Raw genomic sequence first — 19,592 nt, 5'->3', positions numbered from 1 at the left:
TCCAGAAGCTATCCCTCTCTCCAAGGCAGGTTGCTCACGTGTTACTCACCCGTCCGCCACTAAGATATCCTAAGTAAACTCAAAATATCTCCGTTCGACTTGCATGTGTTAAGCGTGCCGCCAGCGTTCGTCCTGAGCCAGGATCAAACTCTTTATTAAAGTTGTATATTTAAATCTCTCGATTTAGATATCTGATCCAGTTCATAACGCTTGCGTTATTACTCGTTAAAAGTGTTTTTTAGTCTTTTCTTGACTTTCTTTACTAAGTTCTTAAACTCAGCAAAGGAATCTCAAGGGTCGTTACTTTTTTCTTCGCATTGTTCAATTTTCAAGATGCTGTTTGCTCTCTCCGCTCAGTCTCCTTTGCGGGACAGCTTTAATATTATATCACAGAAACTTTTCTTTGTCAATACCTTTTTGAAAATTTTCTGAGATTTTTTTGTTGTCACTTTCGAGCGAGTTATCCATGCTACGCCAGCAGGCTTACTGTTTCTCTCTCTCGCGGCGACTTAATTATTATAGCACGCCTGCACAGCAAAGTCAACACGGAATTTCTTACAAGCTTGCGTGTTGCTTTATCCCGAATTGTGTCTAATTTCACTATCAGCCTGTAAAATCCAGTGTCATGCAGTTCTCCGACTCGTTTTCTCTCATCGAAAGATTGATCTGCTCACCAAAGGGATAGCCTGTTTCAACAGCTATCTGGAATATCTTTTCCGATTCGATATACTCCCTTTTAAAGTTACCGTACACCTCTGCGTCAGAAAAGCGCAGCTCTATCACGCCGTTTCCCGAGCCAAGCTCGCGGCGGATTATCTCCTCCGCCCTTTCAGTGCTGTCCGCGTACAAACCGTTCTTTACATAATAGTTATCGTCGGCATTTCCGCAGGGGAACGGCTGAAACAGTGTATTATCGGCATAATGAGTCTTTTCAAAGGTAGCATCATCGCAGAGGAAATACATTTTTCTGGTCTCTCCCGTAACATCGGTATCCGCCCATGTTACGTCGATATTGTACCAGTTCACGCCCACTTTGACCTGATTCCACGCGTGGTTTTCGCCTGATTCCGTAGTACCTGTTATGAGAACGCTTTTCAGCCCCAGCTCCGACGCCAGCAGCTCAAACGCCTTTGCATAGCCCTCGCAGTTAGCCTCGCCCTCGATAAGACAGCCGTAGGCTGTGGACGCGTAGTCCTCGTCCTCGCCCGTGATATATCTGCAATTGTCGACAAGGTAGTCGTTTATGTACCTCACAAGGGAGTAATCATCGGTATTCAGCGCACCTCTTGCGACCTCACCGACCTTTTCGCGGAGCTTCTCCTCCTGATATTCAATGCTGCCCGTGTTTCGGTAGACCACTCTTGCGTCGCGAACCTTAGCCGCCGTATAGTAGACCGAATCGAGGAAGAAAAACTCTCCCTCCTGCTTTTCGATGATACAATATATTCTGGAATACTGACTGCCGTCCACCTCATAGGGCAGCGGAATATACTCCTGATGCTGTGAAATTCCGCGGTAAAGCGCCGTATATATAGCCTTTTCGTCGGTTTTCAGCTGATAGTAGACAGGTCTGGACTCCGCCTCTTCCGCGGTGAGATACTGCGGTTCGGGGTATTTTCTGAAAACTCCCGAGGCCTTGATATATCTCCACGCAGCCACAAGAAGCACCGCACACAGCGCCACAAGCAGCGCCGCAGTTTTTTTAGTAATCAAATCAATTCTCCGAAATCATAACTGTGTTGTTCTTTATTTTGAATGACGGCAGATTCTCCACGAACTTGCTGAACTTGGAGTAGCCGTAGGATTTTACGTCAAATTCGGGCATTTTCGTACAGAGCTGTTTTTTCAGCTCGCCCAGATTATAGCCCTTGCTGCCGTTAGTGCGGACTATAGCCGCAATAGCGTTCTCTATGCGTTCAAGGTCAGTCATGCTTGTTTTCTGGGAAACAAGGATACTGCTGCCCTCCTGACGGAAGCTGAGCCCGTCGAACTCCTTGAGGAACTGAGAGAACTTGGAATATCCGTAATTTCTGACGTCGAAATCGGGGTAGCGGTTGAGAAGTCTGCTTCCCAGCTCGCCGATATTTATCTCGTCTCTGAGGTTTGCATTTTCGGTGATTATGCGCACTATAGCCGTTTCAAGAGTCTTCATCTCCAGCTTTTCGCTCTCGCCTGTGCCCTGAAGCTCCTCATCAGCGAGTATCTCAAGGTACTTGAAAGCGTTGCAGGCGGTGCTGAACGGCTTGGGAGTTTTCTGCTCACCCATGCCGATAACGTGCATACCCGACTCACGTAGACGAATAGCCAGTCTTGTGAAGTCACTGTCACTGGAAACAATGCAGAAGCCGTCGATATTATGCGAATACAGTATATCCATGGCGTCGATTATCATAGCCGAGTCGGTAGCGTTCTTGCCTGTGGTGTAGCTGTACTGCTGAACGGGAGTAATAGCATTGTCCAGCGCCATATTTTTCCAGCCTGCAAGGTTAGGTCTTGTCCAGTCGCCGTAAACTCGCTTATATGTAACAACACCGTAGTTAGACACCTCATCGAGAATGTACTTAGTATACTTAGCCGCAACGTTATCAGCGTCGATAAGCACGGCATAGCGCATTTCCTTTTCCATGGTTCACCTCATATTATATATAGTGATATAGATTTATTATAACATTTTTATTTAATTTTGTATATAGTAAATCCGCACAAAGACATTCTGCGCTCTTTGTGCGGAATTTTAAATCAATATTCAGTTATTAGTTATTAGTGATTAGTGCTTAGTGTAGGGGAGCCCGCCCTCGGGCTCCCACGCCATTAGCCCTTAGCCGTTAGTTGTAGGAGCTCCCTTTGGTGTACGCATATTACGAAATAATTATAAATCACAGTATGTAGGGGACGACGTCCTCGGCGTCCCACCGAAAAAATAAAAATCCCGACGCTATTGCATCGGGATTTGGTCAATGACGAGAGTATTCCCCCGCCACTATGGAGCGGATTACGAGGCTCGAACTCGCTACCTCCACCTTGGCAAGGTGGCGCTCTACCAGATGAGCTAAATCCGCATTATATATAGAACGCTCTCGCGTTCTATATGGTGCTTCCGGTCGGAATCGAACCAACGACACGGGGATTTTCAGTCCCCTGCTCTACCGACTGAGCTACAGAAGCGTGTTGGCGACCCCGAACAGATTCGAACTGTCGACCTCCTGCGTGACAGGCAGGCGTTCTAACCAACTGAACTACGAGGCCATGTGGTGGGGACTACAGGGCTCGAACCTGTGACCCTCTGCTTGTAAGGCAGATGCTCTCCCAGCTGAGCTAAACCCCCACATCGCATAAGCTTTATTTTGTTCTGTCAGGTGTCTTGTCCCTGACGACGAAAATAATTATACCACGGTATTGAAGATTTGTCAAGCGTTTTTTGAAAAAAATTTCAGATTTTTTTAAATTTGTCGATTCAGGGCTATATTTCGCCATTAAAAATCATGACAGCCGCCGCAGTCGTACCCGTATTTTTCCAAAATGCTTATTATTTCCTCGACGCACTCGAAATCATTGTCGGGATCGCTCACAAGAACATTTTGTATTTCCGTCAGCACCTCACTCTCTGAGCGATACTCTTTTTCAATAGCTTCACAAACAGCCTTTTTCAATAACTCTTTCACGGCGTACCTCCTTATCTTATGTTTACATTATATAATGCAAATGTCTATATGTCAAGAGCTCAAATGTAATAATATCTTATGTATAAATAAGATAATGCGGAGGTAAGTTATGTTAAAGCTCAACGTCATTGAACTCCTTGAAGAAAAAGGACGTACCAAATACTGGCTGTACAAGCAGCTCGGCATGAGCTATCAGAATTTCAGCCGAATGATAAACAACGAGACCTGCTCCATCAAATACGAAAATATCGAGGCGATGTGCCAGCTTCTGGAATGTACTCCCAACGAACTTTTCGTATTTACCGACGAATTGGACGGCTCTGCAAAAAAATAATGATTAATATTGATTAAAATGATTTTTTATGATATATTATATGTATAGTTTTAATGATTGACTGTCAATAAAGCCAATTTATTAAGGGAACGCCTTCACTTGCAAGGCGTTCCCTCTCAAAAAACAGTCCACTGGACTGTTTTTTGATTCACCCTTTGCGAAGCGCCTTCGTTTCTTTGGGCTCTGCCCAAACCTGCCTGAGGCGCCGCCTCTGGACTCCGCCAAAGGAACACAGTCCCTTTGGAATCCCTTTCATGGGTGAAGCGGCTTTTTGATAATTACAAAGATTCGGAGGAAAGATATGGGATTTCATTTTAGAAAAAGCTTCAAAATAGGCAAGCTGTTCCGCTTCAACAAGAACAAGAAAGGCGGCAGCATATCCGTTGAGGGACCGAAGATAGCAGGCAAAAAGGTCAAGCTCACGGTAAACAACAAGAAAAAAGCTACCGTAAGTCTTCAGGGCACGGGTATCTCATACGATACTGACCTCGGCGGCAAGAAAAAGCCTGCCAAGAAGTGAGAGCCGCCCATGAAGAGACTACTTTTTATCGGTGACGTCGTAGGCAGAGCAGGCTGCGAATTTCTCGCAGACAAGCTCAGCGGCATAAAACGCGAGAACAACATTGACATTACTATAGTAAACGGCGAGAACTCCGCGCAGGGCAACGGCATCACGCGCGGTTCTGCGGACGCCATTATCCGTGCAGGAGCCGACATCATAACCACAGGAAATCATGCTTTCCGCCGCAAGGAGTCTATGGAGCTCTTCGACGAGGACTACATCGTCCGCCCTGCGAACTACCCCGAGGGCGGCTGCGTAGGCAGCGGAGTCCGTATCCTTGATATGGGAGCATATTCCGTAGCCGTTATAAACCTCATGGGCACGGTCTACATGGACCCCCTTGACAATCCGTTCACGAAAATGGACGAGCTCCTCGAAAACATCGACACTCCCAATATCTTCCTTGACTTTCACGCGGAGGCTACCTCCGAGAAAAAAGCCATGGGGCACTACCTCACAGGGAAGGTCAGCGGAATGTTCGGGACTCACACCCACGTCCAGACCGCCGACGAATGTATCCTCGGAGGTCACACCGCCTACATCACCGACGTAGGCATGGTCGGTCCCGAGCTGTCGTGTCTCGGCGTAGACTCAGAATCCGCAGTAAATCGCCTTAGATTCCGTATGCCCGTAAAATTTCAGGAAGCAGAGGGCGCTTGCTTCCTTTGTGGAACAATAGTTGAATTTAATGAAAAAGATGGCAAATCGCACAAAATAAATAGAATAATTGTAAGATAGTCAACAAAGTTTATAAAAACACTTGCATTTTCACTATTTATAAGTTATAATATATTTGTACAATAGCCTAAAGGCATTTGACATTAAACGTACAAATATTTATATCAGGAGGGTTATTTGTAATGGAAATTCTGAAAGTATCATCACATTCATCACCGAATTCTGTAGCCGGAGCTATTGCCGGTGTTATCAGAGAACAGAAAGCTGTTGAAGTTCAGGCAGTCGGTGCCGGTGCAGCAAATCAGGCAGTGAAAGCGATCGCTATCGCAAGAGGATATCTTGCTCCAATCGGCATAGACCTCATTTGTATTCCTGCATTTGCAAATATCCAGATCGACGGTGAAGAAAGAACTGCTATCAAGCTCATCTGTGAACAGAGATAATCGGTAATGACACAAACCATCGGGCGGACAGTTTGTCCGCCCTTTTTTATTCTGTTATTGCTTTTTCTTTTGATTAGTTGAGAGTTGATGTGTTCGCTTCACTCACGTTATTTTAAATAATACCGCCGCAGGCGGCACCATAACTTTCAACTCTCAGCTCTCAACTCTCAACTTCATGATTTGTTGCTGTTCCAATTGTTAAATGAAAAAAATATCTGAAATTCTGAAAAATTACTGAGAGTTTCCGCTTTCTCAAACGTCTAATAAATGAGAGCGGAAGATCCTTTAGAAAGGAGGCGCTCATGGACAAAGACAAGGGTGAATTATATTATCGCCGCTATCTCGAGGGCGACGATACAGCCTTAGTCGATATGATCTGCGATTACAAAGACGGAGTTATCCTGTACCTCTGCGGCATTACAGGCAGCTACAGCCTTGCCGAGGAGTTCATGGAGGACGCGTTTTTCAAGATCGCAGCCAAAAAGCCAAGATTCTCCGGAAAAAGCTCCTTCAAGACATGGCTTTTCACTATTGCCCGCAATGTCGCAGTGGACGGTATGCGCAAACTGTCCCGTATCTCCGACAAGTCCGTCGAGGAATACGACAAGATGACCGATGAGCGCAGTATTGAAAAGGAATATCTTAGAGAGGAACAGAAGATCTCGCTTCACAGGGCTATGGAGGCCCTTAATCCCGACTACAGGCAGGTGCTCTACCTTACATATTTTGAGGAGCTGAGCAATTCCGAGGCAGCAAGGGTAATGAAAAAAAGCTGCCGCCAGATAGAAAATCTCCTGTACAGAGCCAAACAGGCGCTGAGATCAAAGCTTGAAAAGGAGGGCTTTGAGTATGAAAGACTATAAAGACATTGCTCATAGTGTTTTTCGGCGCAGGGACGAATACTTAAAAGAAAAGAAGCGCAAAAGAGAAGTATTTATGAAGCGCTCAGCTGTAGCCCTCAGCTGCTGCCTTATGATGCTTGTCGGCTTCAATATCTGGCGTACAGACTCACTCAAGACCATTGCTCCTTCTCCTGACAAGTCTCAGTTCAACGTTACCGAAGCAAATACCACTGCTCCGCCGACTACGGACGAAAACGGAAACACAGGCATTCCTGTGACCACAGCTGTGACCGTGACCACCGCTCATAACGGCAATTCCGCCGCACAAAACGGCACAACTGTCACAACAGTATCGGGCGAAAACGCTCCTGCTGTTACGACCACACACAAGAAAAACAGCAGCGGCGCTGTTGAGCCGCCTCTGCCCACAACATTCTCATTCATGGAGGTAACGGCTGTCCGCCGTACAACTGCGGTGACTACCACCACAGACAGAACGACCACCACCACACAGCACAAAGGCGCGGAAAGCAGCAAAACTACCGCAAGAACTACGTCTACCGCTCCCCGTACCGCCAGAACGACCACATTGACCACAGTTCAGCCGGACATTCGGACATCACGTACTACCACCGCCGCATATACCACCACAACATGGTATTATACTACCAGTGTGGCGTATACCACCACAATAGCGACCACTTCCTTCAATTCCGATGTACCTGAACCTGCAACCACCACACAGGACATACATCCTTCGCCTGTGGTCACCGAAACACCCACAGTAACTACCACGATAGCAACAAGCATAACAGGCTTCCACTATAACGGCAATTACTACAAGACAACGGGTACGGTACTGCACGAGGGAGCCCTCGCAATGCACAGGTTTATCGGCACCGAATACGACGAGTTCATTGACAAATACTTCAATATATACACATATAATGACCACATCGATCCCAACTTGATGTGCTATGCCTATGTTGAAGGAAATTATGCATATCTCGGCATAAACGAAGTATGGAAGCCCGAGACCTTCGGCGATCTCCTTGACGGAATAGATGCAGACAGCAACTTGAAGCCAAAATCATTTTATGACACCGCTTCAAACGAAATGCACAGCTTATTCGACGTGCACACCGTCCATGAGCTTCTGGATCAGTACAGAGATAAAAAGCTTGAAATAACAGGCTTGTCCTACGGTGCTCAGTGTGTTATGCTGCAAAATGCAGGCGAAAAGCCGCCCGAGCTGGACCTCAGCAATAAACAGGGATATATCGCAGTAGAGCTGCCATATTCTATGTCAAACTCTGTTAAATACTTAGGACACGGCTATATCCACATAACCGACGACGGTAAACTGGAAGTTGACCTGTTATACCTGAAATACAGCATGGATATAGGCAAAGACGACGCCGAGGAGCTCGTAAACCGATTAAAAACGCTTTAACAAAGAAAGATCTGTCCGCATAAGCGGGCAGATTTTTTTGTCATGTCAGACCTGATGTCTGGATAAATGCCACAATACAAATTATATATGTCCGTACAATTTATAACGATTTTGGCAATCGGGCTAAATTTTTGGTAATAATCCTACCTGCATTGTGCACAGTAACATTATTTCCCTCATTTTGTCCACCAAATATTTATTTTATAGGTTGTTATCAATTCACATTTTATTTATAATAATGATATAGCAATAAGAGATTGCTATCGGGATATTTGATTTGGAGTGATAAAATTGAATAATGCTTATCGGGATACCCTCCTAAGCAGATGTACGGGAATTATTGCTCCTAACCCTGCCAAGAGAATATCCTTATCTAACCCTCTAAGCAGAAAGTGCAGGAAAGAACAGCACCTTAAGCCTGTTACCCCTCCCAAAATGACAGCTTTTGATACAAGGCGCTGTTTTTTCCGAATCTTCTCTGAAAGTATGGGATATACAGCTTTAAGCGGCAGGTCTCCTGCATACGGACCGCTTACAGGTCCCACATGATACGCTTACCCTGAATGAGGCTTCACGCCCGCTTCTCTGCACCGAGAGCGGAAAAGGCTTCACTTTAAACGACGAGGCACAGGTCTATGGCACAAAGGAAGGGCGGTCCCTCTCCCGCTCTCCTTTGTCCTCGCCGAATAATAACGAGCGGAAAAAGTTACAGACATTTTTATAGGAGCTGCTCTCACAGCTCCGTATAAAGCGGCAGAGTACCTCTCATAACTCACCGCATAAATGCTGAATACCATCAGCTTTCCTTTCAAGTCAACAAGCCCGCAGGCGGGGAGACTCTGCACTATACTCCCCTCACCTGCATTCGGGTTTGCTGTTTACGCTGGTTCTGATCGGATAGCTCAGAACAGGTGGTCTTTACAGTATCACGCAGAGATCGTTAAACAAAAGAACCTTTACAAAGACTATAGGCGGTCTTTGTGATATATTGTTGTTAATTCCTTTTTTGCTATCCTTCCATTGTAAGAGGGCAAATCAGAACAGTCTTATCTCCTTGGGTGGGGGTAGGGCTGTTGCTCTTTATACGGATATTTTTACTACGCCGTCAAGAGGTATCCGCATTCCGCCGCAGAACACAAGCTGCCGCGGCATTTCCTCGATAAGGCGGAGATTTCCCGACACGGTGATGTATTTTCCGCCGCTTTTAAGCCTGTCGGGAACAAAATAAGTCACTTCGCAGTAAGGTTCCTCGGATATTTTGTCGCCGAGGAACCTTAATTTTTCGCCGAGCTCTGCCGCATCGTCCTCGCAGAGCTCTGCTTTGCAGTCTGTACGGCGGGCAGTCTCGTCTATCGCGTCCTCATAGCCCGAAAGAGCCGCAAAGGACGCGAACTGCGCCGCACGGTTTTGCCGCAGCATATGCCGCCGCTTTTTGGAGACATGGTGCGGCATATTGATGATATCATCATATTTATCAGACACGCTCAAGCCCTCCTCCTTTTGAACGGGATATCATTCAGCCAGTAACGGGCTGTCGAGGACGCCAGCCCCTACAAAACGTATATCACGCGAACTTCGGGCGGATAATATCCGCCCCTACTTAGCTCTCAGTTCTTAGCTCTTAGTTCTTAGCTCTGAAACCTACGCCCTGTGACCGCCTATCTGCTGATTCCGCAGCACCGCCGTAGCTCCGTTGCAGAGGTTAGCGCCGCGGAGCACCGCGTTCCTGCCGTAGCGCTCCTTCATTCTCAGCATGGCAAGCTGAAGACTGTTCTCACGTCGCAAAGCAGCCTCCTCTGCGTTCCGTCTGCTCTGCTCCTCTTCAAAGTCTGTAAAGAAGTCCAGCTGCCGCTGTTCGCCGCCGAGAGAATCCGCAGGCACCACCTTGTTTGCGCAGATAGTCAGCCTGCGCACCAGAAGCCTGCTGTCAGTGATACGGTCAAAGAGCTTCACAGCCGCCTCGGTGATGAGCTTGGAGGACGACACGGGTGCGGACAGATTTTCCGTACCGTGAGCATGAGCAGGCACAGCCCTGCCGTAGTGGTCAAGGACCACCTTTCCCTCATAGCTCCCCATGATATCCTCCCTGCGGAGATTCTCCACATCATAGCCCACCGTAAGGGTTATCTGGTCGGTGACAAGCCCCTTCCTCAGCAGGTCCATAGCCAGCGTGTCCGCCATTTCCCATGTAATGAGCCGCGCTGTTTCGGACTCAGTGGCCTCCTGAAGCACCTGTCCCGAGCTCATACTGCTGGTTTCGGGGCGATAAGCCTTGATATCGGCGATAGTGCAGGGCTCCCAGCCCCATGCGTGGTCTATGAGAAGCTCCGCGTTGACGCCGAAGAGCTTATACAGCGCATTTTCGCCGAACTCTGAGGTAGACATTCTCGCCACATCCCCCATAGTGAACATACCGTGGTGTTCAAGCCTGCTTGCGTAGCTCCGACCTATGCGCCAGAAATCCGTCAGCGGACGGTGCTCCCACATAAGGCGTCGGTAGGACATCTCGTCCAGCTCGGCGATACGGACTCCGTCCTTGTCGGGCGGCATATGCTTTGCCACGATATCCATAGCTATCTTGCACAGGTACAGATTCGTGCCGATACCTGCTGTAGCGGTAATGCCCGTAGTTTTCAGCACGTCCCGTATCATGGTAACGGCAAGCTCACGAGCCGTCATGCGGTAGGTGCGGAGATAGGGCGTAGCGTCGATAAACACCTCGTCCACGGAGTAGACATGGATATCCTCCTGAGCCACATATTTCAGGTATATCTGATATATTTTCGTGCTGTAGGCGATATACAGCGCCATTCTCGGCGGAGCCACGATATAGTCCAGCTCCAGCGCCCTGTCAGCTTCAAGCTCCTTGGCACTGCACGACTTTCCGCGGAAGCGCCTGTATGGAGCTCTGAACCTTCGGGCGGCATTGATGTCCGCCACCTGCGATACCACCTCAAAAAGCCGCGGACGTCCGCCAACTCCGCAGGCTTTCAGCGACGGAGTCACCGCAAGGCAGATAGTCTTTTCGGTGCGGCTCTTGTCAGCGACCACAAGATTGGCGTCAAGGGGATCCAGCTCCCGTTCTACGCACTCCACAGAAGCATAGAATGATTTCAGGTCTATAGCGATGTATGTCCTTTCCATTGTCTCACCTCTTTCACAGAACATCCGTTCTGAATTTATTATATCACGTACATTTGTTCTTGTCAAGTTTTTTTGAATTGGAAATATCTGTAGGGGCGGCGTTCCCTGTATGCTCCGTTCATTTTATCCTTTCGGTAATATCCCGCGCTGAACCGCAGATATTTACCACAATGGCGCATTATCGCATAAAATTCTGCTTTTCATTGTCAATTATTGACAAAAAGGATTATCTTTCCCCAAACAATCACTTGCAGATAATTAATTGACAGCAATGTGAATAAATGATATAATTTTAATATGGGACTTTCTGCGGAAATAATAGCCAAAAACCGCGAAATAACGCACATAAACTACATAACCCACTTGTCATAGACGCTTTTCTGAGCGTATATCGCTTAAAAGTTATTACACAGTGTATAAGTCCTGAATAAAAATCTAAGGGAGATGTGAAAACATGAATCAGGATTCTATTTCATTCGATCTTGGCTGTAACTTTGACTACAAGCTCTTCGATTTCGTAGACCAGTATGATAAGAAGCACGCCATCACAAGCTTTTTCGGAAAGCTCAAGCACGACGGACTTCCCGGAGGACGTACTGCTTCAATTATCCCGGACTTCACTCTTGATGAGCTCGCTAATTACGTAAAGGAATGTCAGAAGCGAGACATTACTTTCAACTACCTCATCAACCCGCTTTCAATGGACCAGAACGAGCTTGATCCTGTAATGGGCAAGAAGATCCGTGACTTCCTCCACACAATGTATGATATGGGTATCAAGGCATTTACTCTTAATTCCCCTATCCTTATCAAGTACGTTAAGAGAGAGTTCAAGGACGCATTCGTAACACTGGGACTCTATGCTTATCCTACAACTATCCAGCACATTGAGTACTGGCGCAACTGGGGCGTAGACGAGATCACACTCGACCACGGCTTCAACAGAAGATTCGATCTTCTCAGGCAGCTCCTCACACAGTACAAGGATACAGACCTTCACCTCCGTGTAATAGCTAACAATCTCTGCCTCAGAGAATGTCCTTTCCGTCTTGCACACGGCTGTTTCGTAGGTCACTCCGATCCTGACAAGTTCTCTATGGACTACTCACTTGTCAACTGTGCATACAAGAAGGTAACACACCCTGCTGCTATCCTTACAGCTGAATTTATCCGTCCTGAGGACGTTCACTACTACAGAGAGCTTGCAGAAGAGACAGGCAACAAGCACTTCTCTATCAAGCTCATCGACAGAACAAGAACAACAGACTTCCTCCACAGAGTTGTTAAGGGCTACATGGAAGAGTCTTACGACGGAAACCTCCTCGACATCGTAAACTGGCCACAGGCTAAGACAATTGCTACACGTCCCGATCAGGCTGGTCTTGAAAAGGGCGGTGCTCCTGCTGGTGCTCCTATGGGCGCTCCTGCCGGTGCTCCTCCAATGGGCAGACCTGCAGGCGGTCCTCCTCCATGGGTAATGGAAGGAAGAGCTCCAAAACCTGGCGAGGCTGAGGAATGGGCAAAGGCAAACGGCATGTCCGCACCTCCTGCCGGTATGCCAACAGGCGCTCCTGCCGGTGCACCTCCAATGGGTATGCCCGCAGGCGGTCCTCCTCCATGGATAATGGAAGGCAGAGCTCCAAGACCTGGCGAAGCTGAGGAATGGGCAAAGGCACACGGTATCACAGCACCTCCTGCTGGTATGCCTATGGGAGGTCCTCCCGTTGGCGCTCCACAGATGAGATGGATGGAATACCTCAAGCCTGAGGCAATGATGAACTACGGAAGAACAATGCATCTTCCTAAGCTCTACGTAGACAACAAGAAGCTTGACGGCTTCCTTGAGCACTTCATCAAGAACAACAACTGCGGCAAGTCACTCTGCGTAAACGACATTCTCGAAGAAGGTCAGACTGCTCCCAATGCTTGTGCACACTGCTCAACATGGGCTAAGAAGGTCATCTCCTACGACGAGACTGAAGTTGCACAGTGGAAGCAGCTTTGTGCAGGCGTTCTCCAGAGCATCGAGGACGGCTCTATCTACAGATAATTTCTTTATTGTTCATACTCAAAAAGCAGCACTGCAAATATGCAGTGCTGCTTTTATTTCAGCTGTTGTTTTTATGTAGGGGGGCGCAGGCTCTGCGCTGTAGGGGTGCACAGTGTGCGCCCGTGTAAATGTGCTGTAAGCGATGTACGATTATCGGTAATGATAATCGTGAGCGAGTTTACGAGCGGCAACGTGGCAAGGGTGCAGGGTCACGCTGCCGTGGCAAGGAGGCGCAGGCTCTGCGCTGTAGGGGCGGCATTCCGCCGCCCGTTTGATTCATCTGCAATTTCGTGACGCCGAGGACGGCGTCCCCTGCATATAAAAAACGGTACTCATCGAGTACCGTTTTTGCTTACTGTAAGCCGTTTTTCTTATCTGTAGGGTTCATGCTGAGACCTGCTGAAACAGTGCTGCTGAGCTTGCCCTTTACGACCTTTATGCTCTGGAGATTTCTTGAGTAGTAATTCTCTGTATCGTTGAGCATTTTAGCAACAGAAGCCGCAGCGTTCTGCTGGAGGTTCTTAGCGGCTGTCTGAGCCTTTGTGAGCATATCGAGAGCCTTTTTCTTAGCCTCTGTAACGATAGCCTCTCTTGAAACTATCTGAGCTGCACGCTCCTCAGCCTTGCGGATAATGCTCTCAGCGTTGAGCTTAGCCTCGTTGAGGATACGCTGACAGTCAAATTCTATTTTCTTGGCCTCTTTAAGCTCGTGAGGCATATTCAGACGGACGTCGTTAATGAGCTCTCTCATGCGCTCGCCGTCGATGACCTTTTTATGGGAAACAAAGGGAACTGAACCTGCCTTGTCAAGGAGCTCGTCCATTTCTTCTAAAATCTCATCAATGCTCATATCAATTACCTCTCCTTAATTAGTCTTTGTTTTATATCATCAAGTATTTCATTCGGGACGAAATGACTGATATCGCCGCCGAAATAAGCTATCTGCTTTACCAGACTTGAACTGAGATACATATTCTCGGTAGCAGTTGTCAGAAAGACTGTTTCCGCACCTGCATACAGCTTTTTATTGGCAAGAGCCATCTGGAATTCGTATTCAAAGTCGCTGACAGCACGGAGTCCCTTGACTATAGCCACAGCCCCCACGTTTCTGACGTAATCCGCAAGGAGTCCGTCGAGGATATCTATAACCACATTATCAAGGTCTCTTGTGACCTGCTCGATCATCAGCATACGCTCCGTAGCCGTGAAGCTTGGCTGTGCCTTGCCTGCATTTCTGGATATGAGGACGATAACCTTATCAAACAGCTTGGAAGCTCTCGTGATAATGTCCAGATGTCCCAATGTTACAGGATCGAAGCTTCCGGGGCAAACGGCAACTCTTCTCATTCCTCAGCCACCTCCTCGGACGGTTTGCAGAATATCGTAACATTGATCTTGCCGTAGCGGTAGGTCTTTCTCAGCACCATTCCCTCGGGAGCCTGCGGCTCCTCTGCCTCGCACTCATACTCGCAGATTATCATGCCGCCGTCGCGGAGCTTTTTAGCCGCAAAAGGCAGGATATTGGCGATATGGCTGTGTCTGTAGGGCGGATCGAGGATAATGATATCGAAGGTCTGAGCGGTGAGCTTGATATAATCATAGCTGTCGCGGTTGATGACCTCAGACTGTCGTTCAAAGCCTGTATTGCGCAGGTTCTCGTTCACGCATCTGATAGAGCGCAGTGAGCTGTCGATAAAAACAGCGTGGTCTGCACCTCTGCTGAGGGCTTCGATGCCCATCTGACCGCTTCCTGCGAAGAGGTCGAGGACTCTTGCTCCCTCGAGCTCGAACTGAACGGCTGAAAAGATGCCTTCCTTGACCTTGTCGGCGGTAGGTCTTACGTCCATACCCTCTGGTGCGACAAGCTTACGGCCTCTTGCAATGCCTGTGATAACTCTCATGTTTTAGTGCTCCGAAGCCGCAGAAATACTGCGGTTTCCGCATTTACGGTATACGGGTACCGAGATACTTACATTATATTATATAATATTTTCGTTTGCTTGTCTATATTATTTTTTGAAAATAGGCGATTTTGACTAAAAAAGGCTGTTTTCATTTGTCTATCATATACATCTTTGAGTTATTAGTGCATAGTTATTAGTGATTAGTGTAGGGGCGGCGTTCCGCCGCCGTGTATATGTGCTGTAAGCGATGTACGATTATCGGTATTGATAATAATGAGCGAGTTTACGAGCGGCAACGTGGCAAGGGGGCGCAGGCTCTGCGCTGTAGGGGCGCACAGTGTGCGCCCGTCAGTATACACGCTTATTTTCGGGCGAACACTGTTCGCCCCTACATACGGTCATTTATAATTATTACATAATTTACGGGACGTCGAGGGCGCCGTCCCCTACAATTGGATTCATGTTGTTTGTTGTGATAGTCTCGGGACGCCGAGGGCGGCGTCCCCTACATACGGTCATTTATAATTATTACATAATTTACGGGAGCCCGAGGGCGGGCTCCCCTACAAGCTAACGGCTGAAATTTGCCCTGCAAATTTTTTTCAAAAACCCCTTGACAAGTGTATATACAAATGCTATAATGTGTATAACGTATATATACAATATGAGGTGAACTATGGATATTATTATCAGCAACTCATCAGGTGAGCCCATTTATTCTCAGATATCCTCTCAGATAAAGGGACTTATCCTCAATGGTACGCTGAAAGCAGGGGACGCTCTGCCTTCTATGCGTACTCTCGCTCAGCAGCTCCGCATAAGCGTTATCACTACAAAACGCGCCTATGAGGACTTAGAGCGCGACGGTTTCATCGAGTCATATACAGGCAAGGGCAGCTTCGTCAAAGGGCAGAATACCGAGCTTCTCCGCGAGGAATATCTGCGTCAGACCGAAGACCTCCTCGCACAAGCCTGCGAAAAGGCAAGACATTGTGATCTCAGCCTTGACGAGCTGAAGGAAATGCTCGAACTGATTTATGGAGGGGCAGAAAATGAATGATTATGAAAACGCTATAGAAATAAAAGACCTTACCAAGAAGTATGACGGATTTACTCTTGACAAGGTCAGCTTCAACGTGCCCAAAGGCAGTATCATGGGCTTTATCGGGCAGAATGGTGCAGGAAAAACTACTACTATAAACGCCATTCTCAACATAGTAAAAAAGGACGAGGGCGAGATAAAGCTTCTCGGACTTGACCACGAAAAGGACGAATACGACGCTAAAAAACAGATAGCCGCTGTTTTCGACGAGCTTCCCTTTGATGACAGACTTAACGCTATAACTATCGACAAGGTTTTCCGCGAAGTATTCGAGGAGTGGAGCTCCGAGACCTTTTTCAATTACCTTGACAGATTTTCACTGCCGAGAAAAAAGAAGTTCGGCAAGTTCTCAAAGGGCATGAAAATGAAGCTCCAGATAGCCTCTGCACTTTCACATAATGCGAAGCTTCTCATTATGGACGAAGCTACAACAGGTCTTGACCCCGTTGTAAGAAACGAGATACTGGACATTTTCCTCGAATATTTGCAGAATGAGGACCACTCTATCCTTATGTCCTCACATATCACCTCTGACCTTGACAAGGTAGCCGACAGCGTTACCTTTATCGACAAGGGAAAGGTGCTTATCAGCGGCTACAAGGACGATATCCTCTACAGCCACGGCATACTCAAATGCACTAAGGACGACTACAAGGACATTGCTCCCGAGGACATAGTTAGCGCCCGTCTCAATGATTTCGGAGCTGAGATAATGGTGTCCGACAAGGCTGAATGCAGCCGTAAATACTCTGGCGCGGTCATAGATCCCGCAACTCTTGAGGATATAATGCTGTTCTATGTAAACCGCGGCAAAAAGGAGTGGAGATGAATGAAAGGTCTTATCTATCGTGAATTCTATCTCAGCCGCAAAACTGTGGTGTATATGCTTCTTGCCTATATTATCTTCGTGGTAATGATAACCATGATAATAATCAGCACCTATGCAGGAAATCTCGCTAAGAGCAACGATAGCGCAGATACCCGCGATTATCTGTTGTCGCAGATGTATCTCTATGCAGGTCTTATTGGCATGGCAGGCTGTACATACGGTCACAATGACCTCATCGAAAAGGACTATAAATCAAGGTGGCAGCTCTATTCCTATACTCTGCCTGTACACGAAAAGAAGATAATGCAGTCAAAGCTGATACTCCGCACAATACTTCTGGCTTTGGGATTTGTGCTGGCAGTTATTGCCGAGGTCATATTCTCGGCAGCAGGAAAAGTACCTGTAAGCACTGAGCATATCAAGAATATACTGGTAATTCTGTTTGTTTACGGTTCTATGTGTATAATAGATATCCCCTATATGATAATAATGAAAACCCAGAACAGGGGCGTTGCTTTTGCGATGATACCTCTCGTAATTCTGACCACAGCTGTCGGCTATGGTACATATAAATTCACAAAGTTCTGCTATGCAGAAGCAGCAAGGCTCTATCCCGATATGAAAGGCGATGCAGGCATGATGAAAGTCGCTATGCCCTATCTCACAAAATGGCGTGATATTTTCCTGTGGGCAGGTCCGTTCATTCTTATCGGAATTGTAATTATCACCTATTTCTGGGGCATAAAAGAGCTCAAAAGGAGGCGTTACTGATGACGGGACTTCTTTATAAGCTTATCAGAACCAACTGGGTGAAGATACTGCTCTTTTTCCTCGGTTCTTTGTTTTATCCTTTCATGTTTGCGCTGATATTTCGCAGTGACGATATGAAAGATGATATGACAAGCGGTATCAGCATAATGCTGTGGGCTTTTATGGCGTTCATGGCTTTTCTTATCGGCGGAGTTTGTGAGGATTCCATATTCAACGACGACGAGCGCAAAAAATGGGCTTACTTTGTTGCTTCTACTCCCACAGGAATAAAGGGACAGATAGGCGCAAAGTACCTGTTTACACTGTGCTATTCAATGCTGACGGTAACTGCGCTGATACTCTGCTGCGGCTTTGCAAGAGACGGAAGCAGTGAGCTTGCTGACGGCTCTGTTATCTTCATCGGCTTCTTCTATATACAGCTTACTATGCGTGCTATAGAGTTTCCCCTTATGGCGCGTTTCGGCAGCAAAATAGGCAAGTCCATGAAGATAATCATTATCGGTATCGCTGCCTTTATCTTCTTCGCATATATGCTTTTCGGCGATACATCGGCTTTTGCAGATATGGATACCTTCTTTGACAGACTTCTTGCTGCACTGGCTGACAAGAACAAGGTAAAGCGCATGACGCTGTGGTTCAGCATTATAACTTTAGCGGTGATACCCATATATTATCTGTCCTACAGACTTGCTGTAAAATGGTATCTGAAGGGAGTTGAGAGCTATGCCAAATAAGAAGAAAACTCTGCTCCGTATAGCTTTATATCTCATACTTGCATATGTGCCTGTGTATATACTTTGCTTTGCTTTTTCCGACAAGGAAGGCAGTCTCACCAGTGTTCTGGCAGGAAATACGCTTATGCTATACCCTGCTATTGCTGTTATCATCATAAGGATAGTGACGAGAGAGGGCTTCCATAACTCTTTCCTCGGCTTCGGCAAAAGGAACAGCGGTAAATACTACGCGCTCGCTGTGCTATATCCTATAGCCCTGCCATATGTGAGTGCACTGTTACTTCATCTTTTCGTTGTGAAAAACGGCAGTATCACCGATAGCGCTGCCCTTAGTGACGGCACTTCGGCTGTTGCTATGCTGCTTTTGTCGATAGTATCAGGCTTCGCAATGGCGGTCCACGGCTTCGGCGAGGAACTTGGCTGGCGCGGCTATCTTACTCCCAAGCTTGAGGAGCTCATGCCTGCACCTGCGGCTGTTATAGTTACGGGTATAATATGGGCTCTCTGGCACGGTCCTCTCCTTGCTTACGGCTATGACTTCGGCAGGGATTACGACTTTTTCCCATACGGCGGATTTATCGCCATGATAGTGATGTGTGTTTTCTGGTCGGCTTTTCTCACATGGCTCACCAAGCGCACAAACTCGGTATATCCTGCGGCTCTGTGCCATATGCTGATAGATACGGTCCTGAACGCTAATCTTATGCCGTTTGCCTATAATGCAAACGGCGATAAATTCGAGCTTCGCACCAATGACTTCTGGGGACAGATAATCTCTGTGTTCCCTATGATAATCGCTGCGGGAGCTGTTAGCATGGTACTGATGTGGAGAAAGAAGTCATCGGGCGAGAATAAAAAAGTCCTTTCATAAATAACCGCAATGCTAATATAGAAGCTTATATTTATTTATCGGGGGAAACCTTTCTGAGGAAAGGTTCTCCCCCGAACCCCTTTCCAAAGACTTTTATCTGGTTTTTTCGCAGATAGGGCGCTTCATAAATAAAAAAATCCTGCAAAATGCAGGAGCGCCCTATCTGTGAAAAAACAAAACGAAAGTTTTAGGGAGAGAGTTTGAGAGAAGCCC

Annotated in this window: 20 protein-coding genes, 4 tRNA genes and 1 rRNA gene; 12 read left to right on the top strand and 13 right to left on the bottom strand. The window is 47.1% G+C overall.

What is annotated here, in order from left to right; genetic code table 11:
- The 8 genes from T497_RS0111335 to T497_RS0111300 all read right to left on the bottom strand — a co-directional run.
- A 16S ribosomal RNA gene (locus T497_RS0111335) occupies nucleotides 1-159 on the bottom strand; the annotation flags it as partial.
- A gap of 444 nt (nucleotides 160-603) precedes the next feature.
- Complete coding sequence (locus T497_RS0111330) at nucleotides 604-1,713, bottom strand: transglutaminase domain-containing protein (protein WP_028515718.1); 1,110 nt, start codon at nucleotides 1,711-1,713, stop codon at nucleotides 604-606.
- 1 nt (nucleotide 1,714) lies between these two features.
- The gene (locus T497_RS0111325; protein ID WP_028515717.1) at nucleotides 1,715-2,626 is read right to left on the bottom strand and encodes an NYN domain-containing protein; all 912 of its coding nucleotides are present in this window, start codon (nucleotides 2,624-2,626) and stop codon (nucleotides 1,715-1,717) included.
- A 357-nt stretch (nucleotides 2,627-2,983) separates the two neighbouring features.
- A tRNA-Gly gene (locus T497_RS0111320) sits at nucleotides 2,984-3,059 on the bottom strand.
- A 30-nt stretch (nucleotides 3,060-3,089) separates the two neighbouring features.
- Nucleotides 3,090-3,165: transfer RNA gene (locus T497_RS0111315), tRNA-Phe, on the bottom strand.
- A gap of 4 nt (nucleotides 3,166-3,169) precedes the next feature.
- Nucleotides 3,170-3,246 (bottom strand) — tRNA-Asp (locus T497_RS0111310).
- Between the two features lie 3 nt (nucleotides 3,247-3,249).
- A tRNA-Val gene (locus T497_RS0111305) sits at nucleotides 3,250-3,325 on the bottom strand.
- A 148-nt stretch (nucleotides 3,326-3,473) separates the two neighbouring features.
- Nucleotides 3,474-3,662 (bottom strand): hypothetical protein, encoded by a 189-nt coding sequence (locus tag T497_RS0111300; RefSeq protein ID WP_028515716.1) that lies wholly within the window; start codon nucleotides 3,660-3,662, stop codon nucleotides 3,474-3,476.
- A 109-nt stretch (nucleotides 3,663-3,771) separates the two neighbouring features.
- Between T497_RS0111300 and T497_RS0111295 the strand changes: the two genes are divergently transcribed.
- From T497_RS0111295 to T497_RS0111270, 6 genes are all read left to right on the top strand, one after another.
- Nucleotides 3,772-3,996 carry a helix-turn-helix domain-containing protein gene (locus T497_RS0111295; RefSeq protein WP_024861517.1) on the top strand — a complete coding sequence of 75 codons (225 nt, stop codon included), beginning with the start codon at nucleotides 3,772-3,774 and terminating at the stop codon, nucleotides 3,994-3,996.
- Between the two features lie 301 nt (nucleotides 3,997-4,297).
- Complete coding sequence (locus T497_RS16660; protein ID WP_037324983.1) at nucleotides 4,298-4,516, top strand: DUF4236 domain-containing protein; 219 nt, start codon at nucleotides 4,298-4,300, stop codon at nucleotides 4,514-4,516.
- Between the two features lie 9 nt (nucleotides 4,517-4,525).
- Entirely contained in the window at nucleotides 4,526-5,296 is a 771-nt protein-coding gene (locus T497_RS0111285; RefSeq protein ID WP_028515715.1) for a TIGR00282 family metallophosphoesterase, read from the top strand.
- 122 nt (nucleotides 5,297-5,418) lie between these two features.
- A complete protein-coding gene (locus T497_RS0111280) occupies nucleotides 5,419-5,679 on the top strand; it encodes a stage V sporulation protein S (RefSeq protein ID WP_024861514.1) in 261 nt (86 codons plus the stop codon).
- A gap of 302 nt (nucleotides 5,680-5,981) precedes the next feature.
- Nucleotides 5,982-6,542 carry an RNA polymerase sigma factor gene (locus T497_RS0111275; RefSeq protein WP_028515714.1) on the top strand — a complete coding sequence of 187 codons (561 nt, stop codon included), beginning with the start codon at nucleotides 5,982-5,984 and terminating at the stop codon, nucleotides 6,540-6,542.
- On the top strand, nucleotides 6,529-7,974 hold the full coding sequence (locus T497_RS0111270) for a hypothetical protein (protein WP_028515713.1): 1,446 nt from the start codon (nucleotides 6,529-6,531) through the stop codon (nucleotides 7,972-7,974). Before T497_RS0111275 ends, T497_RS0111270 begins: the two co-directional genes overlap by 14 nt.
- Before the next feature lie 1,080 nt (nucleotides 7,975-9,054).
- Here T497_RS0111270 and T497_RS0111265 read toward each other — a convergent pair.
- Together T497_RS0111265 and T497_RS0111260 are read right to left on the bottom strand one after the other, a co-directional pair.
- Complete coding sequence (locus T497_RS0111265; protein ID WP_028515712.1) at nucleotides 9,055-9,456, bottom strand: hypothetical protein; 402 nt, start codon at nucleotides 9,454-9,456, stop codon at nucleotides 9,055-9,057.
- 159 nt (nucleotides 9,457-9,615) lie between these two features.
- Nucleotides 9,616-11,118, bottom strand: a complete 1,503-nt coding sequence (locus T497_RS0111260; protein ID WP_028515711.1) for a DNA methylase — start codon at nucleotides 11,116-11,118, stop codon at nucleotides 9,616-9,618.
- A 454-nt stretch (nucleotides 11,119-11,572) separates the two neighbouring features.
- Here T497_RS0111260 and T497_RS0111255 point away from each other — a divergent pair, with 454 nt between their 5' ends.
- Entirely contained in the window at nucleotides 11,573-13,168 is a 1,596-nt protein-coding gene (locus tag T497_RS0111255; RefSeq protein WP_028515710.1) for a hypothetical protein, read from the top strand.
- 352 nt (nucleotides 13,169-13,520) lie between these two features.
- Here T497_RS0111255 and T497_RS0111250 read toward each other — a convergent pair whose 3' ends face one another.
- Genes T497_RS0111250 through rsmD form a run of 3 tightly spaced genes read right to left on the bottom strand, consistent with a single transcriptional unit; the run spans nucleotide 13,521 to nucleotide 15,069 of the window.
- Nucleotides 13,521-14,018: a hypothetical protein gene (locus tag T497_RS0111250; RefSeq protein ID WP_028515709.1), complete on the bottom strand. Its 498-nt coding sequence runs from the start codon at nucleotides 14,016-14,018 to the stop codon at nucleotides 13,521-13,523.
- A gap of 5 nt (nucleotides 14,019-14,023) precedes the next feature.
- A complete protein-coding gene (coaD, locus tag T497_RS0111245) occupies nucleotides 14,024-14,515 on the bottom strand; it encodes a pantetheine-phosphate adenylyltransferase (protein WP_024861501.1) in 492 nt (163 codons plus the stop codon).
- Nucleotides 14,512-15,069, bottom strand: a complete 558-nt coding sequence (rsmD, locus tag T497_RS0111240) for a 16S rRNA (guanine(966)-N(2))-methyltransferase RsmD (protein WP_028515708.1) — start codon at nucleotides 15,067-15,069, stop codon at nucleotides 14,512-14,514. Before rsmD ends, coaD begins: the two co-directional genes overlap by 4 nt.
- 679 nt (nucleotides 15,070-15,748) lie before the next feature.
- Between rsmD and T497_RS0111235 the strand changes: the two genes are divergently transcribed.
- From T497_RS0111235 to T497_RS17625, 5 genes are read left to right on the top strand one after another with little or no spacing between them, the layout of a single operon-like run.
- Nucleotides 15,749-16,132, top strand: coding sequence for a GntR family transcriptional regulator (locus T497_RS0111235; protein WP_028515707.1), 384 nt, complete (start codon nucleotides 15,749-15,751; stop codon nucleotides 16,130-16,132).
- Entirely contained in the window at nucleotides 16,125-17,003 is an 879-nt protein-coding gene (locus T497_RS0111230; protein WP_028515706.1) for an ABC transporter ATP-binding protein, read from the top strand. Before T497_RS0111235 ends, T497_RS0111230 begins: the two co-directional genes overlap by 8 nt.
- Nucleotides 17,004-17,774, top strand: coding sequence for an ABC-2 transporter permease (locus tag T497_RS0111225; RefSeq protein ID WP_028515705.1), 771 nt, complete (start codon nucleotides 17,004-17,006; stop codon nucleotides 17,772-17,774). It begins immediately after the preceding gene.
- On the top strand, nucleotides 17,774-18,508 hold the full coding sequence (locus T497_RS0111220) for an ABC-2 transporter permease (protein ID WP_028515704.1): 735 nt from the start codon (nucleotides 17,774-17,776) through the stop codon (nucleotides 18,506-18,508). The genes T497_RS0111225 and T497_RS0111220 overlap by 1 nt, the downstream gene beginning before the upstream one ends.
- The gene (locus tag T497_RS17625) at nucleotides 18,498-19,379 is read left to right on the top strand and encodes a CPBP family intramembrane glutamic endopeptidase (RefSeq protein WP_051530634.1); all 882 of its coding nucleotides are present in this window, start codon (nucleotides 18,498-18,500) and stop codon (nucleotides 19,377-19,379) included. Before T497_RS0111220 ends, T497_RS17625 begins: the two co-directional genes overlap by 11 nt.
- The last annotated feature ends 213 nt before the right edge of the window (nucleotides 19,380-19,592 follow it).

It is taken from the genome of Ruminococcus flavefaciens MA2007, assembly GCF_000621845.1.
Taxonomy (GTDB): Bacteria; Bacillota; Clostridia; order Oscillospirales; family Ruminococcaceae; genus Ruminococcus; species Ruminococcus flavefaciens_E.
This window is presented reverse-complemented; position numbering and strand designations above follow the sequence as displayed.

Excerpts from the sequence above, each read along its gene's own strand:
- T497_RS0111325 (WP_028515717.1), bottom strand. The coding sequence starts at position 2,626 with ATGGAAAAGGAAATGCGCTATGCCGTGCTTATCGACGCTGATAACGTT.
- T497_RS0111295 (WP_024861517.1), top strand. The coding sequence starts at position 3,772 with ATGTTAAAGCTCAACGTCATTGAACTCCTTGAAGAAAAAGGACGTACC.
- T497_RS16660 (WP_037324983.1), top strand. The coding sequence starts at position 4,298 with ATGGGATTTCATTTTAGAAAAAGCTTCAAAATAGGCAAGCTGTTCCGC.
- T497_RS0111285 (WP_028515715.1), top strand. The coding sequence starts at position 4,526 with ATGAAGAGACTACTTTTTATCGGTGACGTCGTAGGCAGAGCAGGCTGC.
- T497_RS0111280 (WP_024861514.1), top strand. The coding sequence starts at position 5,419 with ATGGAAATTCTGAAAGTATCATCACATTCATCACCGAATTCTGTAGCC.
- T497_RS0111275 (WP_028515714.1), top strand. The coding sequence starts at position 5,982 with ATGGACAAAGACAAGGGTGAATTATATTATCGCCGCTATCTCGAGGGC.
- T497_RS0111270 (WP_028515713.1), top strand. The coding sequence starts at position 6,529 with ATGAAAGACTATAAAGACATTGCTCATAGTGTTTTTCGGCGCAGGGAC.
- T497_RS0111260 (WP_028515711.1), bottom strand. The coding sequence starts at position 11,118 with ATGGAAAGGACATACATCGCTATAGACCTGAAATCATTCTATGCTTCT.
- T497_RS0111255 (WP_028515710.1), top strand. The coding sequence starts at position 11,573 with ATGAATCAGGATTCTATTTCATTCGATCTTGGCTGTAACTTTGACTAC.
- T497_RS0111250 (WP_028515709.1), bottom strand. The coding sequence starts at position 14,018 with ATGAGCATTGATGAGATTTTAGAAGAAATGGACGAGCTCCTTGACAAG.
- coaD (WP_024861501.1), bottom strand. The coding sequence starts at position 14,515 with ATGAGAAGAGTTGCCGTTTGCCCCGGAAGCTTCGATCCTGTAACATTG.
- rsmD (WP_028515708.1), bottom strand. The coding sequence starts at position 15,069 with ATGAGAGTTATCACAGGCATTGCAAGAGGCCGTAAGCTTGTCGCACCA.
- T497_RS0111235 (WP_028515707.1), top strand. The coding sequence starts at position 15,749 with ATGGATATTATTATCAGCAACTCATCAGGTGAGCCCATTTATTCTCAG.
- T497_RS0111230 (WP_028515706.1), top strand. The coding sequence starts at position 16,125 with ATGAATGATTATGAAAACGCTATAGAAATAAAAGACCTTACCAAGAAG.
- T497_RS0111225 (WP_028515705.1), top strand. The coding sequence starts at position 17,004 with ATGAAAGGTCTTATCTATCGTGAATTCTATCTCAGCCGCAAAACTGTG.
- T497_RS0111220 (WP_028515704.1), top strand. The coding sequence starts at position 17,774 with ATGACGGGACTTCTTTATAAGCTTATCAGAACCAACTGGGTGAAGATA.
- T497_RS17625 (WP_051530634.1), top strand. The coding sequence starts at position 18,498 with ATGCCAAATAAGAAGAAAACTCTGCTCCGTATAGCTTTATATCTCATA.